Source organism: Neisseria sp. P0019.S002 (genome assembly GCF_051957155.1).
Lineage (GTDB): Bacteria > Pseudomonadota > Gammaproteobacteria > Burkholderiales > Neisseriaceae > Neisseria > Neisseria perflava.
Genome location: NZ_JBQCWS010000001.1, coordinates 79,389 through 105,780, shown reverse-complemented (window position 1 = coordinate 105,780; position 26,392 = coordinate 79,389). Strand labels below are relative to the sequence as shown.

At 49.6% G+C, this 26,392-nt stretch carries 24 protein-coding genes; 14 read left to right on the top strand and 10 right to left on the bottom strand.

What is annotated here, in order from left to right:
* Positions 1 to 89: 89 nt before the first annotated feature.
* Complete coding sequence (gene argS, locus ACTHTY_RS00510; protein ID WP_440366132.1) at positions 90 to 1,808, bottom strand: arginine--tRNA ligase; 1,719 nt, start codon at positions 1,806 to 1,808, stop codon at positions 90 to 92.
* 153 nt (positions 1,809 to 1,961) lie between these two features.
* Between argS and ACTHTY_RS00505 the strand changes: the two genes are divergently transcribed.
* The gene (locus ACTHTY_RS00505) at positions 1,962 to 2,498 is read left to right on the top strand and encodes an isochorismatase family protein (protein ID WP_440366131.1); all 537 of its coding nucleotides are present in this window, start codon (positions 1,962 to 1,964) and stop codon (positions 2,496 to 2,498) included.
* Between the two features lie 13 nt (positions 2,499 to 2,511).
* Positions 2,512 to 3,012, top strand: coding sequence for an N-acetyltransferase family protein (locus ACTHTY_RS00500; protein WP_440366130.1), 501 nt, complete (start codon positions 2,512 to 2,514; stop codon positions 3,010 to 3,012).
* A 56-nt stretch (positions 3,013 to 3,068) separates the two neighbouring features.
* On the opposite strand, the gene tehB is transcribed toward ACTHTY_RS00500, so the two are convergent.
* From tehB to ACTHTY_RS00480, 4 genes are all read right to left on the bottom strand, one after another.
* The gene (tehB, locus tag ACTHTY_RS00495; RefSeq protein ID WP_049330918.1) at positions 3,069 to 3,938 is read right to left on the bottom strand and encodes an SAM-dependent methyltransferase TehB; all 870 of its coding nucleotides are present in this window, start codon (positions 3,936 to 3,938) and stop codon (positions 3,069 to 3,071) included.
* A 122-nt stretch (positions 3,939 to 4,060) separates the two neighbouring features.
* A complete protein-coding gene (locus tag ACTHTY_RS00490) occupies positions 4,061 to 4,435 on the bottom strand; it encodes a DUF5376 family protein (RefSeq protein WP_440366129.1) in 375 nt (124 codons plus the stop codon).
* Positions 4,436 to 4,437: 2 nt separating this feature from the next.
* A complete protein-coding gene (locus ACTHTY_RS00485) occupies positions 4,438 to 4,788 on the bottom strand; it encodes an EndoU domain-containing protein (protein ID WP_440366128.1) in 351 nt (116 codons plus the stop codon).
* A gap of 14 nt (positions 4,789 to 4,802) precedes the next feature.
* Entirely contained in the window at positions 4,803 to 5,195 is a 393-nt protein-coding gene (locus ACTHTY_RS00480; protein ID WP_440366127.1) for a hypothetical protein, read from the bottom strand.
* Between the two features lie 387 nt (positions 5,196 to 5,582).
* Here ACTHTY_RS00480 and rnhA point away from each other — a divergent pair, with 387 nt between their 5' ends.
* The 4 genes from rnhA to ACTHTY_RS00460 all read left to right on the top strand — a co-directional run bounded on the left by rnhA (position 5,583) and on the right by ACTHTY_RS00460 (position 8,007).
* Positions 5,583 to 6,020, top strand: a complete 438-nt coding sequence (gene rnhA / locus ACTHTY_RS00475; protein WP_440366126.1) for a ribonuclease HI — start codon at positions 5,583 to 5,585, stop codon at positions 6,018 to 6,020.
* Between the two features lie 10 nt (positions 6,021 to 6,030).
* Positions 6,031 to 6,345 (top strand): hypothetical protein, encoded by a 315-nt coding sequence (locus tag ACTHTY_RS00470; protein WP_440366125.1) that lies wholly within the window; start codon positions 6,031 to 6,033, stop codon positions 6,343 to 6,345.
* Positions 6,342 to 6,740 carry an HIT family protein gene (locus ACTHTY_RS00465; RefSeq protein WP_300482913.1) on the top strand — a complete coding sequence of 133 codons (399 nt, stop codon included), beginning with the start codon at positions 6,342 to 6,344 and terminating at the stop codon, positions 6,738 to 6,740. The genes ACTHTY_RS00470 and ACTHTY_RS00465 overlap by 4 nt, the downstream gene beginning before the upstream one ends.
* A gap of 73 nt (positions 6,741 to 6,813) precedes the next feature.
* Positions 6,814 to 8,007, top strand: a complete 1,194-nt coding sequence (locus ACTHTY_RS00460; protein WP_440366124.1) for an LD-carboxypeptidase — start codon at positions 6,814 to 6,816, stop codon at positions 8,005 to 8,007.
* Positions 8,008 to 8,070: 63 nt separating this feature from the next.
* Here ACTHTY_RS00460 and serC read toward each other — a convergent pair whose 3' ends face one another.
* A complete protein-coding gene (gene serC / locus ACTHTY_RS00455; protein ID WP_440366123.1) occupies positions 8,071 to 9,177 on the bottom strand; it encodes a phosphoserine transaminase in 1,107 nt (368 codons plus the stop codon).
* Between the two features lie 343 nt (positions 9,178 to 9,520).
* Here serC and rimP point away from each other — a divergent pair, with 343 nt between their 5' ends.
* The 5 genes from rimP (at position 9,521) to ACTHTY_RS00430 (ending at position 18,130) form a co-directional block, all read left to right on the top strand.
* Positions 9,521 to 9,952: a ribosome maturation factor RimP gene (gene rimP, locus ACTHTY_RS00450; protein ID WP_003685973.1), complete on the top strand. Its 432-nt coding sequence runs from the start codon at positions 9,521 to 9,523 to the stop codon at positions 9,950 to 9,952.
* A gap of 27 nt (positions 9,953 to 9,979) precedes the next feature.
* On the top strand, positions 9,980 to 11,485 hold the full coding sequence (gene nusA, locus ACTHTY_RS00445; RefSeq protein WP_440366122.1) for a transcription termination factor NusA: 1,506 nt from the start codon (positions 9,980 to 9,982) through the stop codon (positions 11,483 to 11,485).
* Positions 11,486 to 11,496: 11 nt separating this feature from the next.
* Entirely contained in the window at positions 11,497 to 14,373 is a 2,877-nt protein-coding gene (gene infB, locus ACTHTY_RS00440) for a translation initiation factor IF-2 (protein ID WP_440366121.1), read from the top strand.
* 350 nt (positions 14,374 to 14,723) lie between these two features.
* Entirely contained in the window at positions 14,724 to 17,462 is a 2,739-nt protein-coding gene (locus ACTHTY_RS00435; RefSeq protein WP_440366120.1) for a calcium-binding protein, read from the top strand.
* Positions 17,463 to 17,572: 110 nt separating this feature from the next.
* On the top strand, positions 17,573 to 18,130 hold the full coding sequence (locus ACTHTY_RS00430; protein WP_440366119.1) for a nitroreductase family protein: 558 nt from the start codon (positions 17,573 to 17,575) through the stop codon (positions 18,128 to 18,130).
* Between the two features lie 79 nt (positions 18,131 to 18,209).
* Here ACTHTY_RS00430 and ACTHTY_RS00425 read toward each other — a convergent pair whose 3' ends face one another.
* The 4 genes from ACTHTY_RS00425 to yajC form a co-directional block, all read right to left on the bottom strand.
* Positions 18,210 to 19,091: a carbohydrate kinase family protein gene (locus tag ACTHTY_RS00425; protein WP_440366118.1), complete on the bottom strand. Its 882-nt coding sequence runs from the start codon at positions 19,089 to 19,091 to the stop codon at positions 18,210 to 18,212.
* A gap of 324 nt (positions 19,092 to 19,415) precedes the next feature.
* Complete coding sequence (secF, locus tag ACTHTY_RS00420; protein WP_263340965.1) at positions 19,416 to 20,351, bottom strand: protein translocase subunit SecF; 936 nt, start codon at positions 20,349 to 20,351, stop codon at positions 19,416 to 19,418.
* 3 nt (positions 20,352 to 20,354) lie between these two features.
* Positions 20,355 to 22,208, bottom strand: a complete 1,854-nt coding sequence (gene secD / locus ACTHTY_RS00415; RefSeq protein ID WP_440366117.1) for a protein translocase subunit SecD — start codon at positions 22,206 to 22,208, stop codon at positions 20,355 to 20,357.
* A 75-nt stretch (positions 22,209 to 22,283) separates the two neighbouring features.
* Positions 22,284 to 22,550: a preprotein translocase subunit YajC gene (gene yajC / locus ACTHTY_RS00410; RefSeq protein WP_003675720.1), complete on the bottom strand. Its 267-nt coding sequence runs from the start codon at positions 22,548 to 22,550 to the stop codon at positions 22,284 to 22,286.
* Between the two features lie 177 nt (positions 22,551 to 22,727).
* Between yajC and ACTHTY_RS00405 the strand changes: the two genes are divergently transcribed.
* The 3 genes from ACTHTY_RS00405 to ACTHTY_RS00395 all read left to right on the top strand — a co-directional run bounded on the left by ACTHTY_RS00405 (position 22,728) and on the right by ACTHTY_RS00395 (position 26,345).
* Positions 22,728 to 23,786, top strand: coding sequence for a histone deacetylase family protein (locus tag ACTHTY_RS00405; protein ID WP_440366116.1), 1,059 nt, complete (start codon positions 22,728 to 22,730; stop codon positions 23,784 to 23,786).
* Positions 23,787 to 24,019: 233 nt separating this feature from the next.
* Positions 24,020 to 25,084, top strand: a complete 1,065-nt coding sequence (locus ACTHTY_RS00400) for a 2,3-butanediol dehydrogenase (protein ID WP_003745670.1) — start codon at positions 24,020 to 24,022, stop codon at positions 25,082 to 25,084.
* A gap of 118 nt (positions 25,085 to 25,202) precedes the next feature.
* Positions 25,203 to 26,345, top strand: coding sequence for an NADH-dependent flavin oxidoreductase (locus tag ACTHTY_RS00395; RefSeq protein ID WP_314458374.1), 1,143 nt, complete (start codon positions 25,203 to 25,205; stop codon positions 26,343 to 26,345).
* The last annotated feature ends 47 nt before the right edge of the window (positions 26,346 to 26,392 follow it).

Genomic DNA, 26,392 nt, shown 5'->3' with positions numbered 1-26,392 from the left:
ACAATATTTTTCAAAGCATAAAAAAGGCCGTCTGAAACCTTGCAACCTGCAAAGTTTCAGACGGCCTTTCATCGTTTTCATTCAAAAACTTACATCACATTCAATACATCAATACCCAACAATTCCAAGCCTTGTTTCAGCGTGTCGCCGGTCAGCTTCGCCAGTTGCAGGCGGCTGTTGCGGGTTGCGCCTTCTGATTTCAGGATTGGGCAGGCTTCGTAGAAGCGGCTGAACAGGGTGGCGATTTGATAGAGGTAGGCGGCGAGGTAGTGCGGATACGCGGTATCTGCCACGCTTTGCAGCACGTCTTCAAATTTCAGCAGCTCGGCGGCAAGCTGTTTTTCCAGCGGTTCGGTCAAAACGGTTGGCGCGGTTGCGTCCCATTCGCCTGCTTTGCGGAACACGCTTTGTACGCGAGTGTAGGCGTATTGCAGGTAGGGGGCGGTGTTGCCTTCAAACGAAAGCATGGCGTCCCAGTCGAACACATAATCGCTGGTGCGGTTTTTGCTCAAATCGGCGTATTTGACTGCGCCGATGCCGACGGTTTTGCCGATTTCACCTGCTTCGTCTGTGCCCAATTCAGGATTTTTCTCTTTTACCAAAGCGGTAGCGTGCTCGACGGCTTCGGTCAGCAGGTCAACCAGTTTTACGGTGTCGCCGCTGCGCGTTTTGAACGGTTTGCCATCTTTGCCCATCATCGTACCGAAGCCGATAAACTCGGCTTTTACATTTTCCGGCAGATAGCCTGCTTTGCGGGAAGTGGTAAAGAGTTGCTCAAAGTGCAGGGCTTGGCGATGGTCGACGACGTACAGCAGGCGGTCGGCATGAAGCGTGCCGACGCGGTAGCGCAAACACGCCAAGTCGGTGGAAGCATAAAGGAAACCGCCGCCTTGTTTTTGCACGATAAATGCGGCAGGTTCGCCGTCTTTGTTTTTGAACTCGTCCAAGAACACGACTTTCGCGCCGTCGTCTTCGACTGCCAAACCTTTTTCGACCAAATCATCGACCACGGGCTGCAAATCGTCGTTGTATTTCGATTCGCCCGCCACGTCTTCAGGGCGCAGTTTCAAGCCCAACGTGTCGTAAACGGCTTGAGCATGTGAGAGCGAAATATCAACAAACTGTTTCCACAATGCCAATACGGTTTCATCGCCGCCTTGCAGCTTCACAACGTATTCGCGCGCGGTGTCGGCAAAGGCAGGATCATCGTCAAAACGTACTTTGGCGGCGCGGTAAAACTGCTCCAAGTCCGCCAGCTCAAACGCGGCATTGTCTTTTTGCTGCTCGACCAAATAAGCGACCAACATGCCGAACTGCGTACCCCAGTCGCCGACATGGTTTTGGCGGATAACGGTGTTGCCCATAAATTCCAACACGCGTGAAATGCTGTCGCCGATGATGCTGGAGCGCAGATGGCCGACGTGCATTTCTTTGGCCAGATTAGGCGAAGAATAGTCGATAACGACGGTTTTCGGTTGGTCGGTTTTCGCTACGCCGAAACGCGCGTCGTTCAAGGCCGTCTGAATGTTTTGGGCGAGGAACTCAGGACGCAGGCGCAGGTTGATAAAGCCCGGGCCGGCTACTTCCGCACTTTCAATCACAGCGTTGTCCGCCAATACCTCGGCCACTTTTTGCGCCAACTCGCGCGGATTTTGTTTGGCTTTTTTCGCCGCACCCATCACGCCGTTGATTTGGAAATCGCCGTGTTCGGCATTCTTGGTCGGCTGCAAAACAACGGGGCTGTCGGCAATGCCTGCGGCGGCAAAGGCTGCTTGGGCTTCACGTTCGACGGTTTGGTATAAATTCATGTTGTCGGTCTCTATCAATTCAAATCAGGCGGTATTTTAAAAGAATTTCGGGCTTTAAAACAGGGCAAGCTGCAATACTTTTCCAGCGGCTTGTTATATGATTGCATTCTGATTCAACGATTTTGCTGTAAAGGCCGTCTGAAAGGAAAAGCCATGAACCCCAAAAATACGCTTTGTCTGATTGTCGATATTCAAGAACGCCTGCAGCCCGCCCTTTCCGGCGCGGACGAAATGTTGGAACGCTGCCGCCTGCTGATTCAAGGCTTGACGGCTTTGGACGTACCCTTTGCCGTAACCGAACAATATCCGAAAGGTTTGGGCAACACCGTATCCGCCGTATCGCTGCTGTTGCCCGAAGGCACGCCTGTTGTCGAGAAAACCCGATTCTCGGCGTTTTTACCTGAAATTCAGGAAATCTTACGCAAAAACGACATCAAAAACGTTATTTTAGTGGGAGCGGAAGCGCATATCTGTATGCTTCAGACGGCCTTGGATTTGAAAGCGCAAGGTTACGCCGTATCCCTGCCTTTTGAATGTACCGCCTCGCGCACAACAGCCAACCGCGACAATGGTTTGGCGCAACTGAGCCGTCAGGGCATTATCGTTTCCAATGTCGAAAGTATTTTGTTCCAACTGCTCGGCGATGCCAAACATCCGGCCTTTAAGACTATCTCCAAACTGATTCAATAACAGGCCGTCTGAAATGCAATACACCATCCGCCCTGCCCTGCGCCAAGACTTGCCCGCCATCGTCGATATTTACAACAGCACTGTGGCCACGCGCCAATCTACGGCCGATTTGTCGCCGACCACGGTTGCCGAACGCGAAATATGGTTTGCCGCACACACGGACAAACGCCCGATCTACACCCTTTACGATGCCGACGGCACCATATTGGCCTGGGGCAGTTTCAGCGACTACCATCCGCGCTACGCCTACCACATCAGCGCGGAAGTCAGCATTTATGTCCGCCACGATATGCGCGGCGCAGGCGTGGGCAAAATCCTGTTGCGGCATATGCTCGAACGCGCACCTTCCTTAGACATCCGCAACGTCATCGCGCTTGTGTTCGGCCACAACTATCCGAGCCTGAACCTGTTTCACCGTTTCGGTTTTGAAGAATGGGGACGGCTGCCGCAAGTCTGCGATTTGGAAACCATGTTGGCAGACGTCGTGATTTTGGGCAAAAGGATTGTGGATTGATTACGGCAAAGGCCGTCTGAAAACTGAATTCAGACGGCCTTTTTACGGCAAAACCTTTATTCCGGTTTCTTCGCCAGCATGGTGACGAATTTAAACTGGATCGGATTGCCGAATTCGTCTTTCGCGTGCATCGAACCCAGCTCTTCCTTGTATTCCACCAATTCCCAATCCTTATAGTATTCGCGCAACTCGCCCTCGCCAAACTTGAACGGGAACGGCATCGGGCAAGGGAAATCTTCCGTATCCATCGCAGAAACGATCAAGTTGTAGCCACCAGGGTTGGTGTGTTCCTTCATATTGGCAATCACGTCAGGAACGTAACGTGGCATCAGGAACATAAACACCACGGTCGCCACCATATAATCGAAGTTTTCCTGAATATTGGCGGCGTTGAGGTCGTATTCAAACGCGCGAACATTCAGCTCTTCAATACGCGCCAGCTCTTCCACGTTTTGAACCGCGTTCGGATTATTATCGACAGCGGTAACGTCAAAACCTTTCAAACCTAAATATAGCGCATTGCGGCCCTGACCGCAGCCCATATCCAAAACCTTGCCGACAGGTACGATGCCCTCGGCGGCGCGGACGGCCGAATGTGTCGCGCTCATGCCGTATTTCTTATTGAAATAGTCCGCCGCCTCGCAGTAAAACGACAGTTGGATTTCCGTGTCTTGCGTTTGCGGCGCGATAAAGTGCCATGCTTGCGGATGGATAATCCAATCATCGCTTTCAGGCGTCAACTCGTGCGTAGCCGTAATATTGCCCGCTTCGTCCACTTCGTTGAAGTTCAGACGGCCTTGGAGGACATTGAGGCAGCCCCAAGTACCGGCGGCGGTATTGTGTTTGGACAACAAGGCTTCGGGAATCTCGTCCGCCGTCCATACCGGCATCTGTTTGTAACAAAACAATTCTTGCTGTTCGCTCATCATATTTCCTTTCTATTTTGACGGTTTCAACACGGCTTCTGCCAAGGCTTTCTGAATGGCAATAAAGTGCAGGCAATTTTGAGATATTTTAAAACTCTTTGATAATTGGCCATCTTTCCAATCTAGAACTCTAAGTGCTGTATTAAGCCTTCTTCAGGTTCTTGGCTTCGGAAAATCAGCCATAACCTTAACACATCAACCATAACTCCACGAGGCAAAGTGAGATAAAGTGATTCCTCTTCTTGAGCAAAGAGAAAATAAAAATTCACTTGATCGTTCATCACCTCAACACCCCAAGAATTGGAAGAAATATCCGCTTCTTGAATCGTCTCATCTGTTAAGATTGACAATGAATGATCCAAAAAAGAGAAATAATTTGGACCACCCATTGGATCATTCAAATAGCCGGTTAATGGATTTAATTGGTGATTTTCTTCCAAATAGCAAGCTGGAATAATTTGCCCTTTATGTTGAATATACGTAAAAATAAGTTTCATCTTTACTCCTGCCCAGCACTTGGGAAAGCCGTGACGACAGGATAGGTATAACCTTCTACACGTACGCCTGAATTTGAAATGCCAACCCACATACCTTCAGCTTTACGAATAGAATCTAAATCATCTACTTGATTCATATAAGCAGAATTAATTTCCACTTTGATACGATCTGCCGTCCACGTTTGAGGAAACATCAAGGTCTCCCCATTATTGTTAGTTTTAGTCATATATTGATTAGCTTCACTATCAAAAGCGGAAATTTGTGCAAGATATACGCCATTTGGATAAGTATATAATATCCGATCAACACGTATATTGCCTAAGGCGGAATGGCCACCGATCATGACTGTCATAAAATACCTCTAATCTACACTGAAAAATAAACTTCATTACTTATATTGGGTTCAGATATTAAGAAATTATACCAATTAGTTAAAATGGTTTTAAATTGCTCAAACTCAAGATAATCATCAGGGTACTCTTCATCACCCCAATAAATAGTTACTTTATCTAACAAAATTAGTGCGCCTAAAGTTTGCCCCCACATATCATATTCAAGAATTTCTTTTTTAGATATTTTATCAATCTCTTCAAGACCATTTTTTATCCACTTTTGCAAATGGCTTATACCTAATCCTTCATCATCAATCAAAAAATTAACTATATTTAAAGCCTCATCTACATTCAACATTGAGCAACGAGGTCTCAAAACCTCATCCTTCCATGTAGACGATATATACCAATAAAACTTAAAATCCATAATTAGCTCATATTTCATTAGCGGGTAAACTGTTACTTTAGGTTCCTTATAATCTATCACTAGATGTAGTTAATTCCCACATAACCTTTCCATTTTTCAAATTCGTATTTATTTTCTTGCTCGTTGATGTAATGATCTTTTTGGCGATTAGAAATCCTTTCATTCAATCCTTTATTTCGATTTCCTCCTATATTTAGCTATATCTTCTGATTAATTAACCGCATTTTTAGTCTTGGATTTCAACATCCCTCTAGCCTTAACCAACGCCAATCCAGCACAACTTAACGAGTGATAAAGTACAGGTTATTTTACACGCGCAAACCGTATTTGCCGATATTTCAGACGGCCTTATGTTATGATACCGCCTTATTCGACAAAGACATGCCCATGGATAAACCCGTTTACCTCTACACAGACGGCGCATGCAAAGGCAATCCCGGCGCAGGCGGCTGGGGAGTGTTTATGCGCTACGGCACGCACGAAAAAGAACTGTTCGGCGGCGAAGCCGAAACCACCAACAACCGCATGGAGCTGACCGCCGTCATCGAAGGCCTGAAATCCTTAAAACGCCGCTGCCAAGTCGTCATCTGCACCGACTCGCAATACGTCAAAAACGGCATGGAAAGCTGGATACACGGTTGGAAAAAAAACGGCTGGAAAACCGCCGCCAAAAAACCGGTCAAAAACGACGATTTATGGAAAGAGCTGGATAGTTTGGTTCAACAGCACGATGTCCGCTGGACGTGGGTAAAAGGCCATGCCGGACACCAAGAAAACGAAAAAGCCGACGAGCTTGCCAACCGAGGCGCAGCAAAATTTTTATAACATTTCATCCATGACTGCACTCAAACATCTCAAACCATTCTTTTGGATTGCCATCATTGCATTGATTTGTGTGATGCCCATAGCGCTTATGTTCGCCTATTCGCCCTTTCATGATGTCAATGATTTTTTTCGCTTTGGCTTGTGCGATCACGTTAAGAGTGCCGAAGAATGTGCCGACTTAATCACGCCCTCCTATTTATTTTGGTGGTTTATACCTGAACCGTGGCTTTTCGCATTCATATCTCTGACTGCCATTTACCTCGTTCTAAAAATCCTGATTGAAATCATCCGATTCCTATTCAGACTGAGAAAGAAAAACCCATGACCTGCCCCATCTGCACTGCCGACAACGAAGATATTTTGCTGCAAACGCCAAACCTGCGCGTCATCGCCGTCCACAACGAAGCCGGCGCACCGGCATTCTGCCGCGTTATTTGGAATAACCATGTTTCCGAGATGACCAACCTTTCCCCTGCCGAACGCAACGAAATCATGGAAATGGTGTATCAGGTTGAAGCCGCAATGCGCCAAGTCTTCCACCCGGCCAAAATCAATTTGGCCAGCCTCGGCAATGTTGTGCCCCACTTGCATTGGCACGTCATCGCCCGCTTTGAAAACGACGCCAACTTCCCCGCGCCGATTTGGGCCGCGCCCGTACGCGAACACGGCATGACCCTGCCCGAAAATTGGCCGGAACAAATCAAAAACTTAATCGCTTAAACTTTCAGACGGCCTGCAAGGTCCGACACGCCCAGTTCAGGCCGTCTGAACATATAACGAAAGGAAAACCTCAATGACTTCCACCACGCGCCGCCATTTCCTGCGCACCTGCTCTGCCGCGGCAGGCGCAGGGTTGTTGCAAGCCTGCGGTACAGGCACGACCACCACGCCGCAAACCAAAACCACTTCCACCACCGCGAAAGCCCAAACCGTGCAACCTAAGCAACCCCATCCGCCACGTTCCGGCGACAACCTCCTGCGCGTTGTTGCGCCGTCAGGCTTCGCCGAAGACCCCAACCGCGTAACCACCGGCCTGACCCGCCTCTACAACGCAGGCTTTACCGTGACCAACCAACAGGCAGGCAGCCGCCGTTACCAACGCTTTGCCGGCAGCGACGCCCAACGCGCCGCCGACTTCCAAGACGTTGCCGGCGGCCGCGTCGAAACGCCTAAAGTCTTGATGGGCCTGCGCGGCGGTTACGGCGCGGCACGCATCCTGCCGCAAATCGAATTTGCCTCACTCGGTGCCAGAATGCGCGAACGCGGCACATTGTTCTTCGGCTTCAGCGACGTGTGCGCCGTCCAACTCGCCCTGTTGGCCAAAGGCAATATGATGAGCTTTGCCGGCCCGATGGTGTACAGCGAATTCGGCAAAGCAGACCCCAGCATCTTTACCATGGATTCGTTCATCCGCGGCACGACCAACAACGTCAACATCGTTGATGTCCCAACCATCCAACGCGCCGATGTCAACGTTGAAGGCACATTGTGGGGCGGCAACCTCAGCGTTCTCGCCTCCCTCGCCGGTACGCCTTACATGCCCGATATTCAAGGCGGCATCCTCTTTATCGAAGACGTCAGCGAGCAACCCTACCGCATCGAGCGCATGCTCAACACGCTTTATCTGTCAGGTGTTTTACAAAAACAACGCGCCATCATCTTCGGCGATTTCCGCATGGGCACCATCCGCGACGTGTACGACTCCAGCTACGATTTCTCCGCCGTCGTCAACCACATTTCGCGCACCGCCAAGATTCCTGTGTTGACCGGCTTCCCATTCGGCCACATCACCAACAAAACCACTTTCCCGTTGGGCGCGCATGCCAAAGTCCGCAGTACCGGTAACGGCGGTTATTCCGTAACCTTCAGCAGCTATCCTACGCTGAACCCGTCCGCACTGACACTCGACAACCTGCTGCCGCCTCCTGTTCCAACTTACGACAGCACCATCTACCGCGACAGCATTACTGAAGAAGTCACCGAATAAGGCTTGTTCAAATCAAAAGGCCGTCTGAAACCCAGTTTCAGACGGCCTTTTTATATCTTCATCTTAACCGTAACGTCGTTGGAAATCTTTCATAAAGTCAGCCAACGCGTTCACGCCTTCAAGCGGCATCGCATTGTAAATGCTGGCACGCATACCGCCGACGGTTTTATAACCCTTAAGCAGGCACAAGCCCTGCAACTCGGCTTCCAACACAAAACGGCGGTCCAAGTCTTCGCTTGCGGTTTTAAAGACCACGTTCATTTTGGAGCGCGCATCAGGATGAATATCGTTGATGTAAAAACCGCCGCTGCCGTCTATCGTCTCATACAAGGTTTGTGCCTTTATTCGATTGACTGCTTCAATTTTTTTCACACCGCCCTGCGTTTGCAGCCAGCGGAACACCAAACCCGACATATAAATCGCATAAGTGGAAGGCGTGTTGTACATACCGTCGCGGTTGATGTGAGAGCGGTAGTTGAACACATCGGGAATATCGTTTGGACAACGCTCCAGCAAATCCTCGCGGATAATGACCACAGTTGCACCGGCAGGGCCGATATTTTTTTGCGCGCCGGCATAAATCAAGCCGTAATCGGATACATCAAACTCACGCGACAAAATCTCGCTCGACATATCGCACACCAGCGGCGGCAGGCCGTCTGAAAGTTTGGGGACATTTTGATACTGCAAGCCGTTTACGGTTTCATTAATCGCAAAATGAACAAACGCGGAATTCGAGTTGACATCCCAATCCTCAACCGCAGGAAGGTTTTTATAGGAATATTGCTCGCCGCCATGCGCGGCCAAACGGATTTCGGCATTGCTCAAACGGCTCATCTGCTCATAGGCAATACGGCTCCAGTTGCCCGTTACCACCGCGTCGGCAGTCGCAAAACCGTGCGCCAGATTCATGGCCGCCATATTGAATTGCGTGGTCGCACCGCCCTGTAAAAACAGGATTTTATAGTTGGACGGAATATTCAAAAGCTGGCGCAAGTCTTGTTCGGCATGATGCAGAATACTCAAAAACATATCCGAACGGTGGCTCATCGCCATCACGGGAAAGCCCGTACCGTTGTAGTCGAGCATTTCCTGTTGCGCGGTACGCAATACCGCTTCCGGCAATACGGCAGGACCTGCGGAAAAATTGTAAATCGGGTGTGCGGACATGGCGGCCTTCTTTCTTATTCGGTGGGTATGAAGAAATTGTAGAACCGCCTTGCACATTGTGCAAGCACGAAAAATCAGAAAATCCAAGGCCGTCTGAAAACAAAGCAATACCAATTATTTGTTTTCCAAACTAATTTAAGAAACACCACACCAAAACTTGTCAACAATTTCCTTTTCAGACGGCCTCAACCCTCCCCTTTACATTTAAGCAATCACTTCAAAAAATCCACGCCAAATCAACACTTTTCTTTTATCTTGAAAACAGTTATAATAGGCCAATTTTTCAAATCACACGAAAAATGGCCGCGCGGCCATTTTTTTGTTTATGCACTTCTGGAGAAGCATGGATATTCAAAGCATTCTTGATAAAACCCTGCCCGGCTTGGGCTACGAGCTGGTCGATTTCGAACTGACCGCACAAGGCGATTTACGCGTTTTCATCGATAAAGAAGGCGGCATCACCGTCGAAGACTGCGCCACTGTCAGCAACCATCTGAGCCGCGTGTTTATGGTTGAAGACATCGACTACAAACGTTTGGAAATCTCCAGCCCGGGCCTTGACCGTCCGTTGAAAAAAGCCGCCGACTTCGTGCGCTTTGCCGGCCAGAACGCCAAAATCAAAACACGCCTGCCGATTGATGGTCAGAAAAACTTCATCGGCCGCATCGAATCTTGCGAAAACGACATCGTTACCGTCTCTTTCGACGGCAAAACTGCCCAAATCGAATTGAGCAACATCGACAAAGCCCGTTTGCGCCCCGAATTTAAATTTTAAAAACCGATTACTTGGAGATTCTAGAAAATGAGTCGCGAAATGTTACAGCTAGCCGAAGCGCTGGCAAGTGAAAAAAACGTTGAAACGGAAGTCGTATTCAAAGCCCTTGAATTCGCCCTCTCTACTGCCGCCAAGAAAAAAGCCGACCGCGAGCACATGGACGTGCGCGTCGAAATCGACCGCGATACCGGCGAATACCAAACCTTCCGCCGCTGGCTGATTGTTGCCGATGAAGACTATACCTACCCCGATGTAGAAAAAACCATCGAGGAAATCCAAGAAGAAATTCCCGGCACCACCATCCAAATCGGCGAATACTACGAAGAGCAGCTGCCAAACGAAGGCTTCGGCCGCCAAGCCGCGCAAACTGCCAAACAAATCATCCTGCAACGCATCCGTGATGCGGAGCGCGAGCAAAACCTGAACGAGTTCCTCGCTTCTAAAGAAGACATCGTTTCCGGTACGGTAAAACGCGTCGAGCGCCACGGCATCATCGTTGAAGTCGTCGCGGGCAAACTTGACGCACTGATTCCGCGCGAAGAAATGATTCCGCGCGAAAACTTCCGCAGCGGCGACCGCATCCGCGCCCTCTTCCTGCGTGTGGACGAAATCGGCAATACCGGCCGCAAACAAGTTATTTTGAGCCGTACCAGCGGCGACTTCTTGGCCAAACTCTACGCCAACGAAGTACCTGAAATTGCAGACGGCCTGTTGGAAATCCGCGAAGTAGCACGCGACCCAGGCCAACGCGCCAAAGTTGCCGTTAAAGCCAACGACCAACGCATCGACCCGCAAGGTACTTGTATCGGCGTGCGCGGTTCCCGTGTTAACGCCGTGAGCAACGAATTGTCCGGCGAACGCATTGACATCGTATTGTGGTCTCCTGAGCCAGCCCAATTCGTGATGAACGCGCTGTCTCCTGCCGAAGTGAGCCGCATCGTGATTGACGAAGACAAACACGCCGTTGACGTGATTGTTGATGAAAACCAACTGGCGCTGGCCATCGGCCGCGGCGGTCAAAACGTCCGCCTGGCTTCCATCCTGACCGGCTGGCAGCTGAACATCATGACCGTTGAAGAAGCCGACGAGCGCAATGCCGCCGAAGACGCCGTTATCCGCAACCTCTTCACCACCCACTTGAACATCGACGACGAAACCGCCGATATCTTGGTGGAAGAAGGCTTTGCCACTTTGGAAGAAGTTGCTTACGTTCCAGCGGCAGAATTGCTCGCCATTGACGGCTTTGACGAAGAAATCGTTGAAACCCTGCGCAATCGCGCACGCGACGCGATCCTGACCATTACCATCGCCGCAGAAGAAAAACTGGGTGAGGTGTCTGAAGACATGCGCAATTTAGACGGCGTAGATTCCGACATGTTGCGCAAACTGGCCGAAGCCGGCGTTACCCAACGCGATGATCTGGCCGAATTGTCTGTTGACGAATTGGTCGAAATTACCGGTGTTGACGAAGAAGAAGCCAAAAAAGTGATTTTGGCTGCACGCGAACACTGGTTTATTGAAGAAAACAACTAAGGGGGTACTGAATGAGTAATACAACCGTAGCGCAATTTGCCGCCGAACTAAACCGCCCCGTCGATGATTTGCTTAAACAATTGAAAGAAGCCGGGGTCAATAAAAACAGCGGTAATGACAGCATAACCACTGACGACAAACAATTGCTGACCGCTTACCTGCAAAAGAAAAACGGCAGCAACAGCGGCACCATCAGCATCCGCCGCAAAAAAACCGAAGTCAGCACCGTTGACGGCGTAAAAGTGGAAACGCGCCGCCGCAGCCGTGCCGTTACCATTCCTTCTTCCGAAGAATTGGCAGCGGAAGCTAAAGCCAAAGTAGCAGCGGAAAACCAAAAAGCCGAAGCAGAAAAAGCAGCTGCTCAAGCTGCCGAAGAAAAAGCCAAAGCTGAAGCAGAAGCTGCCGCAAAAGCCGAAGCCCGTGCCAAAGCAGAGGCCGAAGCAGCCAGACTGAAAGCAGCCAAAGCCGCACCAAAAGCAGAAGGCAAACCTGCCGAAGCCAAAAAAGAAGAAGCCAAACCGGTTGAAGCCGTAGAAGCCAAGGCCGAAGCAAAAGTTGAGGCTAAAGCAGACAACAAGCCGTCTGAAAAATCCGTTGAAGCCAAAAAACCTGCCAAAGCCAAACAAGACAAAGGCAGCAAAGGCAAAGAAGCGAAAAAGGCAGCCAAACCTGCCGCTCCTGCCGTACCGCAACCTGTCGTCAGCGTGGAAGAACAGGCTCAACGCGATGAAGAGGCCCGTCGTGCCGCCGCCCTGCGTGCGCATCAAGAAGCTTTGTTGAAAGAAAAACAAGAGCGTCAAGCACGCCGTGAAGCCATGAAACAACAGGCCGATCAAGACTCAAAACCTACTAAAGAAGCCAAATCAGGCGAACGCAACAAACCTGCTGAGAAAGCCAAAGCAGCATCCGGCGAAGGCAAATCCGAACACAACGCGCGCGGTAAAAAAGAAGACCGCCGTGACCGTGACGAAGAAAACCAAGGCCGTAACGCCAAAGGCAAAGGCGGCAAAGGTGGTCGCGACCGCAACAATGCGCGCAATGGCGACGACGAGCGCGTACGCGGCGGCAAAAAAGGCAAAAAACTCAAACTTGAACCAAACCAACACGCCTTCCAAGCGCCGACCGAACCTGTCGTACACGAAGTTTTGGTACCTGAAACCATTACCGTTGCCGACTTGGCACACAAAATGGCCGTTAAAGGCGTGGAAGTGGTTAAAGCCCTGATGAAAATGGGCATGATGGTAACCATCAACCAATCCATCGACCAAGACACTGCCCTGATTGTGGTGGAAGAACTCGGCCACATCGGCAAACCTGCCGCAGCCGACGACCCTGAAGCATTCTTGGATGAAGGCGTTGAAGCAGTAGAAGCCGAAGCATTGCCGCGTCCTCCGGTTGTTACCGTGATGGGTCACGTTGACCACGGTAAAACTTCCCTGCTGGACTACATCCGCCGCGCCAAAGTGGTACAAGGCGAAGCGGGCGGCATTACCCAACACATCGGTGCATACCACGTTGAAACCCCTCGCGGCGTAATTACCTTCTTGGATACTCCGGGTCACGAAGCGTTTACCGCCATGCGTGCGCGCGGTGCAAAAGCAACCGATATCGTGATTCTTGTGGTTGCAGCCGACGACGGCGTGATGCCGCAAACCATCGAGGCAATTGCCCACGCTAAAGCCGCCGGCGTACCAATTGTGGTTGCCGTCAACAAAATCGATAAAGAAGCCGCCAACCCTGAGCGTATCCGCCAAGAGCTGACCGCGCACGAAGTCGTGCCTGACGAATGGGGCGGCGATGTACAGTTTATCGACGTTTCCGCTAAAAAAGGCCTGAACATCGATGCATTGCTCGAAGCCGTCTTGCTCGAAGCCGAAGTTTTGGAACTGACTGCCCCAGTCGATGCACCTGCAAAAGGTATCATCGTTGAGGCACGTTTGGACAAAGGCCGCGGCGCGGTTGCCACATTACTGGTTCAAAGCGGTACACTGAAAAAAGGCGATATGCTGCTGGCCGGTACTGCATTCGGTAAAATCCGTGCCATGGTTGACGAAAACGGCAAAGCCATCAATGAAGCCGGTCCGTCTATCCCTGTCGAAATCCTCGGCTTGTCCGACGTACCGAACGCAGGCGAAGATGCAATGGTATTGGCCGACGAGAAAAAAGCGCGCGAAATCGCCCTCTTCCGTCAAGGAAAATACCGCGACGTGCGCTTGGCCAAACAACAGGCCGCGAAACTGGAAAACATGTTCAACAACATGGGCGAAAACCAAGCCCAATCCTTGTCTGTCATCATCAAAGCAGACGTACAAGGTTCTTACGAAGCTTTGGCGGGCAGCCTGAAAAAACTGTCCACTGACGAAGTGAAAGTGAACGTGTTGCACAGCGGCGTTGGCGGCATTACCGAATCTGATGTTAACTTGGCCATCGCTTCCGGCGCATTCATCATCGGCTTTAACGTCCGTGCAGATGCTTCCGCACGCAAACTGGCTGAGAATGAAAACGTGGAAATCCGTTACTACAACATCATTTACGATGCCATCGACGACGTGAAAGCCGCCATGAGCGGTATGCTCTCTCCGGAAGAGAAAGAGCAAGTCACCGGTACGGTCGAAATCCGTCAGGTCATCAGCGTATCCAAAGTCGGCAATATTGCAGGCTGTATGGTTACCGACGGTGTGGTCAAACGCGATTCCCATGTCCGCCTCATCCGCAACAACGTGGTTATCCATACCGGCGAGCTGTCTTCTTTGAAACGCTACAAAGACGACGTCAAAGAAGTCCGCATGGGCTTCGAGTGTGGTCTGATGCTCAAAGGCTACAACGAGATTATGGAAGGCGACCAACTCGAATGTTTCGACATCGTCGAAGTTGCCCGTACTCTGTAATCAGACAGGCCGTCTGAAAAATCAGAAGCAGGTTTTACAATGCGAAACCTGCTTCTTTTTTTCAGACGGCCTTTTTACAACCATTCATAGTTTGAAACTATTAAAATTAATGTGTGGTATATAAGAAACAAAACAGCCGCATAAGGCAAAGCCATTTGGCAAAAGAATAGACGGCAAACTAAGCCTGATAAGGCTCTCTATATATTGTCATATCTTAACGTTTCTGTTGTTTTTATCAAATTTCGGCACTAGTATATACAGCCTAAACACAATACAAATTAAGCAATACCGGCCATATGCCGGATACGTTTACTTCCTTGTTACTCTCATCAATATCTAAAGAAAATATCATGACAATCGAAAAAGCAATGCGCACCTCCAATGCGCAATTTGAATTACGACATTTAGAGCAATTACAACCTTCCTTCCTTGAACAAGTAACGATAGGCACGTCGGAAGATGACGTTTATTATGTAACCCTCAGTGACGATATAATCATTGAAAACCCAAATGGCGGCGATGATACGGTTTGCAGCAACGTCAGCTATACCCTTCCAAACCACGTTAAAAACCTTGTTTTGACCGGTACAGCCAACATTTTCGGTGCAGGCAACAACAGCAACAACATCCTCATCGGCAATGAAGGCCGCAACCGCCTCAACAGCGGCCGCGGCGACGACATCGTTTACGGCGGTGGTGGCAACGATTTCATCAACGGCGGCGAAGGCAACGACCGTCTTTTCGGCGAAACAGGCAATGACATCCTCAACGGCGAAGCAGGCAACGATGTGCTTGAAGGTGGCGAAGGCGACGATACCTACCTTTTCTCTGCAAAAAGCGAGCAAGACACCATCATCGACAATCAAGGCCACAACAGCATCCGCTTTCATCCTGACCTGAGCCTTAACGATTTAACCGTTGAAGTCCAAAACAACGAAACCGGCAGCCATGACTGGCTGATTGCCGTGAAAAACAGCAACGCCGTTTTAACCATCAAAAACCAATACACTCAAAACGGTACAATACCGGCAGTCTCCCAATTCATCATCGGCACACAAAAACTGGATGTAAACAACTTTGCCAAATATTTCGATATTTCCCTGACTGAACATACCGAAAGCGGTCAGACCATCGATGGCAGCGACGGCAATGACCACCTGATCGGCACATCCGGCGATGATATTATCGATGGCAAGGCCGGTGCCGACATTATGGAAGGCGGAGACGGCAATGACACTTACTACGTTGATGATGTAAAAGACGTGGTGATTGAACAAGCTGGCGGCGGCGAAGACACCGTATTCAGCAGCATTTCCCATACTGCCGCTACCCACGTCGAAAATGTCACCTTAACCGGCTCTGCCAATATTTTTGCCGCCGGCAACAACAGCAATAATATCCTGACCGGTAACGAAGGCCGCAACCGCCTCAATAGCGGACGCGGTGATGATACCGTTTACGGCATGGGTGGCAATGACAACCTCAACGGCGGCGACGGCAACGATTATCTGGATGGCGGCGACGGCAACGATGTCATCAATGGTGATGCAGGCGACGACATTTTGGTGGGCGGCAAAGGTAAAGACATTCTGAAAGGCGGCGCCGGAAACGATACCTATATCTACGGCGACAACGATACCATTATCGATAACCAAGGCATCAATACCCTCAAGTTTTCAGACGGCCTGAACAATGCCAAGCTCCACCTGAAGACCATTCAGAACGATGATGGCAGCCAAAGTTGGGAAATCACTTCGGAACAAGGTTCAGCCCTGATTCAAAACCAAATCGGCGCTGATGGCAGTATTTCCATCGACCGTTTCCAGTTCAACGACCAAACCTATATTGCCGCGCAGTTCCAACAAGCCTTCCAAGCGCTGAAAGACGAAACCATTAAATTTGTCGGCACAAACGGCGACGATACCTTGCATGGCAATGCAGACAACAATGAAATCAACGGCGGCAATGACGGCCAAGACACCCTCTATGGCCACGACGGCGATGACATCTTGCGCGAACACAGCGAAACCTATTACGGCAACGAACCTGCTTCCGACGATAAATTCTATGGTGGCAACGGTAACGACAAACTCTATGCCCATGTAGGCGCCGACCTGCTTGACGGCGGCGCAGGCAATGATTATCTGGAAGGCGGCGAACACAACGATACTTATGTTTTCGGAAAAGGTTACGGACACGACACCATTTTCGACTACAACTTCGGTTTCGACAACGAGGCCGGCCTGCATACGCTCAACGCCAACGTCGTGAAATTTAGCGGCGGCATTACCCTTGACGACCTTGAAATTACCGTTGAAAAAGGTTACGACAAAACCGGGATTGCCGACCTGCCCGACAGCAACCAATTTGTATCTCCACCCCTGCTGGATGGTGACACTTGGCATATCCGCATCAAAGGTACAGACGATGTTTTGACCATCAAAAACCAAAGCGGTATTTATGGTGCAATTTCTGAATTTCAGTTTGACGGCAATGCCTCATACAGCACGGGTGAGCTGATCAACCACTTCAAACTGTCTATCCCGCACATGATCGGCAACAAAAACATCGTCCAATACACCGGCCAACCCGTTGAAGAACTCAACCGGGATGCGTACAACAACTTCAACCACACCATCCATGCCGATAGCGACAACAGCGATTTAGATTTGTCGCGTTATACTTCTGTTGTCGAATACAGGGGCAACCGCAGCGATGAAACCATTACTTTGGGCCGAGGCATCAACATCGTTGATACGGCCGGGGGCAACGATACCATTACCGACCCGGGTGCCGATAACACCGTTATCATGTTTGGCAGAAACAGCGGCAACGACACCTTTAATCCGTATGGTGGCAGCGATACCCAAGTCCGTTTCAAAGAAGGGCTCACGCTGAAAGATTTACAGTTGAAAACCGGTGATGATTGGGTCTTAACCATCAAAGATACAGGCGAAACCCTGACCATCCATGACATTGCCAACAATAATGTCGACAGCTTTGTATTCGGAAACGGTAAGAGCTACACCGCCGACGAAATCAGCAAAGCACTGATGACTGAAAATACACAAAACAACGGTATCCTGTAAAACTCAAAGGCCGTCTGAAACCTTAATTCAGACGGCCTTAGTCCTTTGCTGATTTATTTATCGTTCTGCTATATAATTATTCTCATTCGAATTCACAAGAAAGAATAAAAATGAATGCCTTAAATCTCCTGACCACGCGTCGTTCTTCCAAAAAACTGACTGCTCCGGCACCCAATGCCGAGCAACTGGAACAAATGCTGCAAGCGGCAACACAAGTACCCGATCACGGCAATATGCGCCCTTTCCGCTTTACTGTGATTCAAAGCGAGGCCGGCTTACAACGTTTCCGCGAGCTTTTGAGCAAGACCGTTACCGAACTCAACTTCGGCGACGATGCCATGAAAAAGGCCGAACGCGTCGGCAACATGGCGCCTATGATTATCGCCGTTACATTCGTACCAAACCGTGAAGTAGCAAAACCCAAACCTGAATGGGAACAAATGTTGACTGCCGGCTGCGCCGCCTATGCTTTACAACTGGCTGCTTCTGCTCAAGGCTTCGACAATGTTTGGATTACGGGCATGTGGGTCAACAGCCCATTATTGCGCGAAGCATTTGAGTGTGCCGACAAAGACAAAATCATTGGCCTGATGATGATTGGTTCGCCGACCGAAGAAGGAAGCGGCCCGAAAAATACCAACTTAGAATGTTTTACAACTTATTGGTAAAGCCTGAAAATACTAAGGCCGTCTGAAAAACCTGATTTAATGGTTTTCAGACGGTCTTTTTATGTCTCTTGTCAAAATATCAAGCAGGATTCATAAACGCTTCAACTTCTTCCAAAGAAATATCCGCCGTCGCGCCATGACGTGAAGCCACCAATGCACCCAGCGCACAAGCAAAAGCAATGGCTTCTTGAGGAGGCGCATTATTCAGCAGTTTGTAAGTCAAACCGCCAAGGAAGCTGTCGCCGGAGCCGACAGTATCCACCACTTTGACGCGGAAACCGCAATGGCGGTATAACTCGCCGTCCTTATACAAAACTGCGCCATGGCTACCCAAAGTCACACAAAGAATTTTGACGCCGGTCAGCTCAACGAGGTAGCTGATATTTTGCTCGATACTGTGATAAGGAGAGCCGTAAGCCGCAGCCAATTCATACAACTCATCATCGTTGAGTTTGACCATATCGGACTGTTTCATAGTCTCCAACAAGCGGTCAATATCGTAATGAGGCTTACGCAGATTAACGTCAAAAATTTTGAATTTGGCTTCTTTCAGCAAAACAGCCAAACTTTTACGCGAAACTTCATCGCGGGTTGCCAAGCTGCCAAAAACGAAAGCATCGGATTCTGCCACACGTTTAATTGCCGCATCATCAACCGCAATCCTGTCCCACGCGCAAGGGTAAACAATCTCATAAGACGCGCTGCCAGACTTGTCCAAGTGTACTTTCACCAAACTGGTCGCACATTCGTGACAAACCTGCAAATAATCAGTATTGACGTTTTTACTTTGAATTTGACGTAGTAATTCCTCACCATCGGCATCATCGCCGCGACGGCTGATGATGACAGCATCGATACCCAAAGACTGCAAACGGACAGCAACATTCAAGGGTGCACCACCCAATACCTTCCCGTTTGGAAAATCGTCCCACAGCACTTCGCCGAAACTGGTTACTTTCATTCTTGGCCTTCCTTTTTTGAGGTTGATTGGCAGGGTCTGCACACCCGACAGATTTTTTGCAAATCATGTACTTGTAGTAAAACTCCAGCATCGGGGGCAAAAGTATTATGTTTTAAAATGTTGGGACTGACAAGCAATTAAGGGAATATCAGACAATAAACTTGATTCATCACAAAATTATATTGTTCCTATTTTTTCTTTTTCTTTCATATTTATCCCCTCCTGTTTCATTAAAACAAAATATTCTGAAATTTAAATACAAAAGGCCGTCTGAAAACTGATTCAATCAATTTTCAGACGGCCTTTATCGAATTATTGCAGCGATTAAACTACAACTTCTTCTTTTTTCTTCACTTCTTTGGCAATGTTCTCACGACTCAAGCCAAACATCAGCAAGAGCGGGCTGGCAACCAATACGGAAGAGTAAATACCGAACACGATACCGATGGTCAGCGCCATAGAGAAACCGTGCAAGGCTGCACCGCCGAACACCAGCATAGAAACAACCATTGCCTCGGTCGAACCGTGGGTAATGATGGTACGGCTCATGGTTGCGGTAATCGCATTGTCGATGACCTCCGGAACAGTATGGCCGCGCATATGCGGTTTGCGGAAGTTTTCACGAATACGGTCAAACACAACCACTGATTCGTTCACGGAATAACCCAAAACAGCCAAGATACCTGCCAAGACAGTCAGAGAGAATTCCCATTGGAAGAAGGCGAAACAGCCGAGAATAATCACGATATCGTGCATATTCGCAATAATCGCGGACACTGCAAAACGCCACTCAAAACGCATAGACAGATAAACAATGATACCTGCCACCACGAAGCCCAATGCCATCAAACCATTGGTAACCAATTCTTCACCAACCTGAGGGCCGATGAATTCAACTTGGCGCAAAGTAACGTCAGGATTGTCTTTTTTCAGCAAATCCATCACTTGGTTGGACAGCTGGGCTGACGTTACGCCTTCTTTGTTCGGCAGGCGAATCATGATGTGCTTGTTCGTACCCAATGCCTGAACCTGTACATCACCCATTTTCAGCGTATCGAGGCGTTCGCGCGTTTTATTCACATCCACGCCCTGCTGATATTGGACTTCCATCACCGTACCGCCGGTAAATTCAACGGAGAAATTGAGGCCTTTGGTTACCAAAAAGAACACGGCGGCGATAAACGTAACCAACGAAATAAAAGTCGTCAGTTTGCCGTAGCTCATAAACGGAATATCGCGTTTGATTTTAAATAATTCCATGTTTTACTCCTTGCCTTCTGCCATTTCAGCTTTCGGCTTCCATACCGCACCAATGGAAATATTCCGCAATTTGCGACGGCGGCCGTACCACAGGTTGACCAAAGCACGGAACACGACTACAGACGAATACATCGAAGTCAGAATACCGATACAGTGTACAACGGCAAAACCGCGTACAGGGCCGGAACCGAATACCAACAAAGCAATACCGGCAATCAGAGAGGTCAAGTTAGAGTCGACAATGGTTGCCCAAGCATGTTGGAAACCGAGGTTGATGGCCTGTTGAGGTGGTATGCCTCCGCGTAATTCTTCACGGATACGTTCGTTAATCAATACGTTGGAGTCAATCGCCATACCCAATGTCAATGCCAACGCGGCAATACCCGGCAAGGTCAGCGTTGCCTGCATGGCAGACAAAATACCTACCAAAAATAAGATATTGGTACTCAAAGCGATAGTAGAGAAGAAACCCATCAGACGGTAGTAAACCACCATAAACGCTGCAACGGCGGCAAAGCCCCACAAGGTAGAGTGGAAACCTTTTTCAATGTTTTCTTTACCCAAAGACGGGCCGATGGTACGTTCTTCGACAATCTGCATCGGCGCGGCCAGCGAACCGGCACGCAGCAACAATGAAGTATCTTCAGCTTCTGCTTTTGTCATACTGCCAGTAATTTCTACACGACCACCGGTAATTGCACCGAGGATTTTAGGTGCAGTGACGACTTCAGATTTACCTTGGTCGATCAACACCATAGCCATACGTTTACCCACATTGGCCGAAGTCAATTCGCCAAAAATACTACCGCCTGCACTATCCAATCTCAGGCTCACAGAAGGTGCGCCCATTTGGTCAGTGCTAGGTTGCGCGTCATTAATATTGTCGCCGGTCAGTTCAACTTGTTTACTAACCAAAATAGTTTCAAAACGATCACCACCGCTTGACAACAACTCGTAACCATTCGGTACATTACCGTTTAAGGCTTCCTGCAATTTAATCGGATCATCTTCCACCATACGCACTTCCAAAGTCGCGGTACGACCGATAATATCTTTTGCTTTGGCAGTATCTTGCACACCCGGCAGCTGTACGACAATGCGGTCAATACCAGATTGTTGGATAACCGGCTCTGCCACACCCAATTCGTTCACACGATTGTGCAAAGTGTTGATGTTTTGTTTCACTGCATCAGAGCGTACTTTATTGATTACCTCTTCAGACAGGGTCAGCAGGATATTGTTGCCGTCTGCAACTAAAGTGGCTTCAGGGAACAATTTTTGCAACTGAGGCAAGGCTTTTTGTACATCGGCAGCATCTTGTAAAGGCACGGTCAGACCATTCTCAGCCTGATGCACCGTGCCGGTACGAATTTTTTCGCGGCGCAATTCGCGGCGGATGTCGCCGGAATAACGTTCAAACGTTTTCTGCATCGCGGCTTTCATGTCCACCTGCATGGTGAAATGCACGCCGCCACGCAAGTCCAGACCCAGGAACATCGGATTGGCTTTGATTTTTGCCATCCACTCAGGGCTGTCTGCCAACAGGTTTAGCGCGGTAATATAGCCCTCGCCCAAAGTATTTTCGATGACGTCGCGCGCTTTCAGTTGCGTTTCGGTATCTTTGAAACGCACTTTCAGCGAGTTGTCGACGATGAACATACCATCAGTCTGAATACCTGCCTGTTTCAGCGCGGCATCCACTTTAGACTGGGTTTGATCGTTGATCACGATGGCTTGTCGGTTGGTCGATACCTGTACGGCAGGCGTTTCACCGAAAAGGTTGGGCAGCGAGTAAACAGCCGCAACCACAATCGTGAACGCAATCAGCAGGTATTTCCATAAAGGATAACGGTTCATGGTAAACCTTTGCTTTATTTATAAAGGCAAACAGCCGCGCTCGGAAAATGAGGCGGCTTTTTGCAAAAAAACGGATTATTCGGCTTTCGCGGCAATCGCGTTGCGCTCAACTTCCACTTCGATTTTCGCACCTTGACCGATGTCGACAGTGTAGAATTGCTCGCCGACTTTGGTCACACGGCCTTTGAAACCTGCCGCCAAAACGACTTTATCGCCGACTTTCAAAGCGGCCAACATCGCTTGGTGCGCTTTGAATTTCTTTTGTTGAGGACGCATAATCAGGAAGTAGAACACCACCATGATCAGCACTAAAGGGGCAAATTGAGCCACTGCTTGATTCATAATATATCCGTTCTTTCAAGTTTTAGATTAAGTAAAAAACTGCACACTGCAATCAAACACATTGGTTGGACTGCAAAATTGAGCTATTCTAAAGGCCGTCTGAAAAATTTCCAAGTATTTCCGTATTTATTAACCATATTTAGCAGTCTTTACGACTTGTCCGACACATACTGTTCCATGTTCAAAAAAATCCTTTGGCGCATCAGCACCCGCCTACGCCGTTTGTTTGGCAAAAACGCCCGCACCGTATGGATTTCGCATCCGATATTCCTACAGCACCAGCCGGGGTCCAACCATCCCGACAGGCCCGAACGCATCAGCGCCATTCAAGCCGCCTTAAAAACGGAAGGCATTTGGCGTCATCTGCAAACCACCGAAGCACCGGAAATCAAAGATGCACAACTGGCATTGGTCCACTCGCGCAACTATCTGCACGAGTTGGAAGCCGCCCAGCCGCTCCCCGGTAAAATCCACCGTATCGACGACGATACCGTCATCTGCCACGACTCCCTCCAAGCCGCCCGTTTTGCGGCCGGCGCCGTTATCAAGGCAGTCGATATGGTGATGAACAAAAAGGCCTGGCATGCTTTTTGCGCCATCCGCCCTCCCGGCCATCATGCCCACAGCAACAGTGCCGGCGGATTTTGCCTGATCAACAACGTTGCCGCCGGAGTGATGCACGCCATTGCCCAATACCGCTTGCAACGCATCGCCGTCATCGATTTCGACGTCCACTTCGGCGATGGTACGGCGGAGATTCTCCAAGACGATCCGCGCGTGATGTTTTTCAACCTGTTTGAAACCGACATCTTCCCCTTCCCTCAAGCAGAACAATACGCCGGCAATAAAAATATGCTGCATACGCCCCTCAAACCGGGCACAGGCAGCCGTATCTTCCGCACGACCATCCGCGAACAATGGCTGCCCAAGCTCACGGCCTTCCGCCCCGAGTTGGTGTTGCTTTCGGCAGGTTTTGACGGGCACAAACAAGACGAAACAGGCCGTCTGAACCTGCATGAAGCCGATTTTGCCTGGCTGACGCACAAAATCGTCCAAGCAACGGCAAGCTGTCAAGGACGTGTCGTTTCCGTACTGGAGGGCGGATATACCTTGGAATCCATGTCTAAATCCGCCGCCGCCCACATCCGCGTATTGGCGGGCTTAAGCAAGGCCGACTACGTCATCGCTTACCAAAAGCATCTGAAGCGCGGCAAAAGTAATAATCCTACACCATAATGCATTCAAACTATTGCCCCAGGCCGTCTGAAAACAGATTATCCATTTCAGACGGCCTTTTTTTTCATTTACAAACTTTAATTTGAGCAAAGACAAACCATTTCCATATTATCAGTAGTAAAATAACAAACATAAAACATATCAATAAAAACATTTCACACGCCACACTGCTTCCCTTTCCCCAATTGACCGTCTTTTTCAGACGGCCTCCACTTTAAAAAAGGAGCGTTACAATGAAAGCAGCACGTTTTTATAACAAAGGCGACATCCGCATCGAAGACATTCCCGAGCCAACCGTAGCTCCGGGTACTGTCGGCATCAATGTTGCTTGGTGCGGTATCTGCGGTACCGACCTGCACGAATTCATGGAAGGCCCGATTTTCATTCCGCCTTGCGGCCATCCGCACCCAATCTCCGGCGAGTCAGCGCCAGTCACCATGGGTCACGAGTTCTCCGGCGTGGTTTATGCCGTAGGTGAAGGCGTGGACGACATCAAAGTTGGCCAACACGTTGTCGTTGAGCCCTACATCATCCGCGACGACGTACCTACCGGCGAAGGCAGCAACTACCACCTCTCCAAAGACATGAACTTCATCGGCTTGGGCGGCTGCGGTGGCGGCTTGTCTGAAAAAATCGCCGTTAAACGCCGTTGGGTACACCCTATTTCCGACAAAATCCCATTAGACCAAGCTGCTTTGATTGAGCCTCTGTCTGTCGGCCACCATGCTTATGTACGCAGTGGTGCGAAAGAAGGCGATGTCGCATTGGTCGGCGGCGCAGGTCCAATCGGTTTGTTATTGGCTGCCGTATTGAAAGCCAAAGGCATCAAAGTCATCATCACCGAATTGAGCAAAGCACGCAAAGACAAAGCACGCGAAGCCGGCGTTGCCGACTACATCCTCGACCCATCTGAAGTCGATGTCGTTGAAGAAGTGAAAAAACTGACCAACGGCGAAGGCGTAGACGTTGCATTCGAATGCACCAGCGTCAACAAAGTGCTGGACACCATGGTCGAAGCATGCCGTCCGACTGCGAAAGTCGTCATCGTATCCATTTGGAGCCACCCCGCCACCATCAACGTCCACAGCGTTGTGATGAAAGAGCTGGACGTGCGCGGCACCATCGCCTACTGCAACGACCACGCCGAAACCATCAAATTGGTTGAAGAAGGCAAAATCAACCTTGAGCCTTTCATCACCCAACGCATCAAACTGGACGAATTGATTTCCGAAGGCTTCGAGCGCTTGATCCACAACAACGAATCCGCAGTAAAAATCATTGTTAATCCTAATCTTTAATCCTAAGGCTTAAAGAATAAACAGGCCGTCTGAAACTTTTCAGACGGCCTGTTTACTTGATAATTTCCCGAATGGCCCAATTCTCTGCCAACCATTCACTTATCAAGAGCAAAATCTCATGAATCCAAAATACGCCCCACTCTTTCAAACATACACCCTCAATAACGGCGTAACCATCAAAAACCGCCTTGTCGTCGCTCCCATGACCCATTTCGGCTCACAAGCCGACGGTTTGATCAGCGACCAAGAGCGTACTTTCCTCAGCAACCGCGCAGGCGATATGGGCATGTTTATCACTGCCGCCACTTTGGTTCAAAAAGACGGCAAAGCCTTTCACGGCCAACCTGAAGCCACAGGCGAACATTGCCTCGACAGCCTGAAAGAAACCGCACAAATCCTGCAACAGCAAGGCGCAAAAGCGATTTTGCAAATTCATCACGGCGGTTCCAAAGCCATTGATGACCTTTTGGACGGTCTCGACAAAATCAGCGCTTCCGACAGCGAAGCCGAACACGCACGCGAAGCGACCGCAGAAGAAGTCGAGGCACTCATCGCCTCTTATGCGCAAGCCGCCGATTTGGCGCTTCGTGCCGGTTTTGACGGCGTGGAAATCCACGGTGCCAATACCTATCTGATCCAACAGTTTTATTCTGCTCAAAGCAACCGCCGCAACGACCAATGGGGCGGCAGCTTGGAAAACAGAATGCGCTTCCCTCTGGCCGTTATCGATGCCGTGGTTACCGTCCGTGAAAAACACCAGCGCGACGACTTCATTATCGGCTACCGCTTCTCCCCTGAAGAGCCGGGCGATGACGGCTTAACCATGACCGAAACCGGCGCACTGATTGACGCATTGGTACAAAAACCGCTGCAATACCTGCACGTTTCCCTGTGGGAATTTAATAAAAAAATCCGTCGCGGCGGCGATACTGCGCAAACCCGTATGCAGTTCATCCACGAACGCATCAACGGCAAACTGCCGCTTATCGGCGTGGGCAACCTGTTTACCGCCGATCAAATTTTGGCCGCCTATGAAACCGGCTGGGCAGAATTTATCGCATTGGGCAAAACCGTAATGATTAATCCGCACATCGCCACGCAAATCCGTGAAGGCCGCGAAGCTGAAATCGAAACGCAACTCGACCCGACACACGCCGACCATTACGGCCTCCCCGACACCTTGTGGGGATTTGCCTCCAGCGGTACGCAATCATGGCTGCCGCCGGTAAAAGGCGCGGAATGGAAACCGATGGATATTTAATCATCGATTCATAGCACAAGGCCGTCTGAAACTTTTCAGACGGCCTT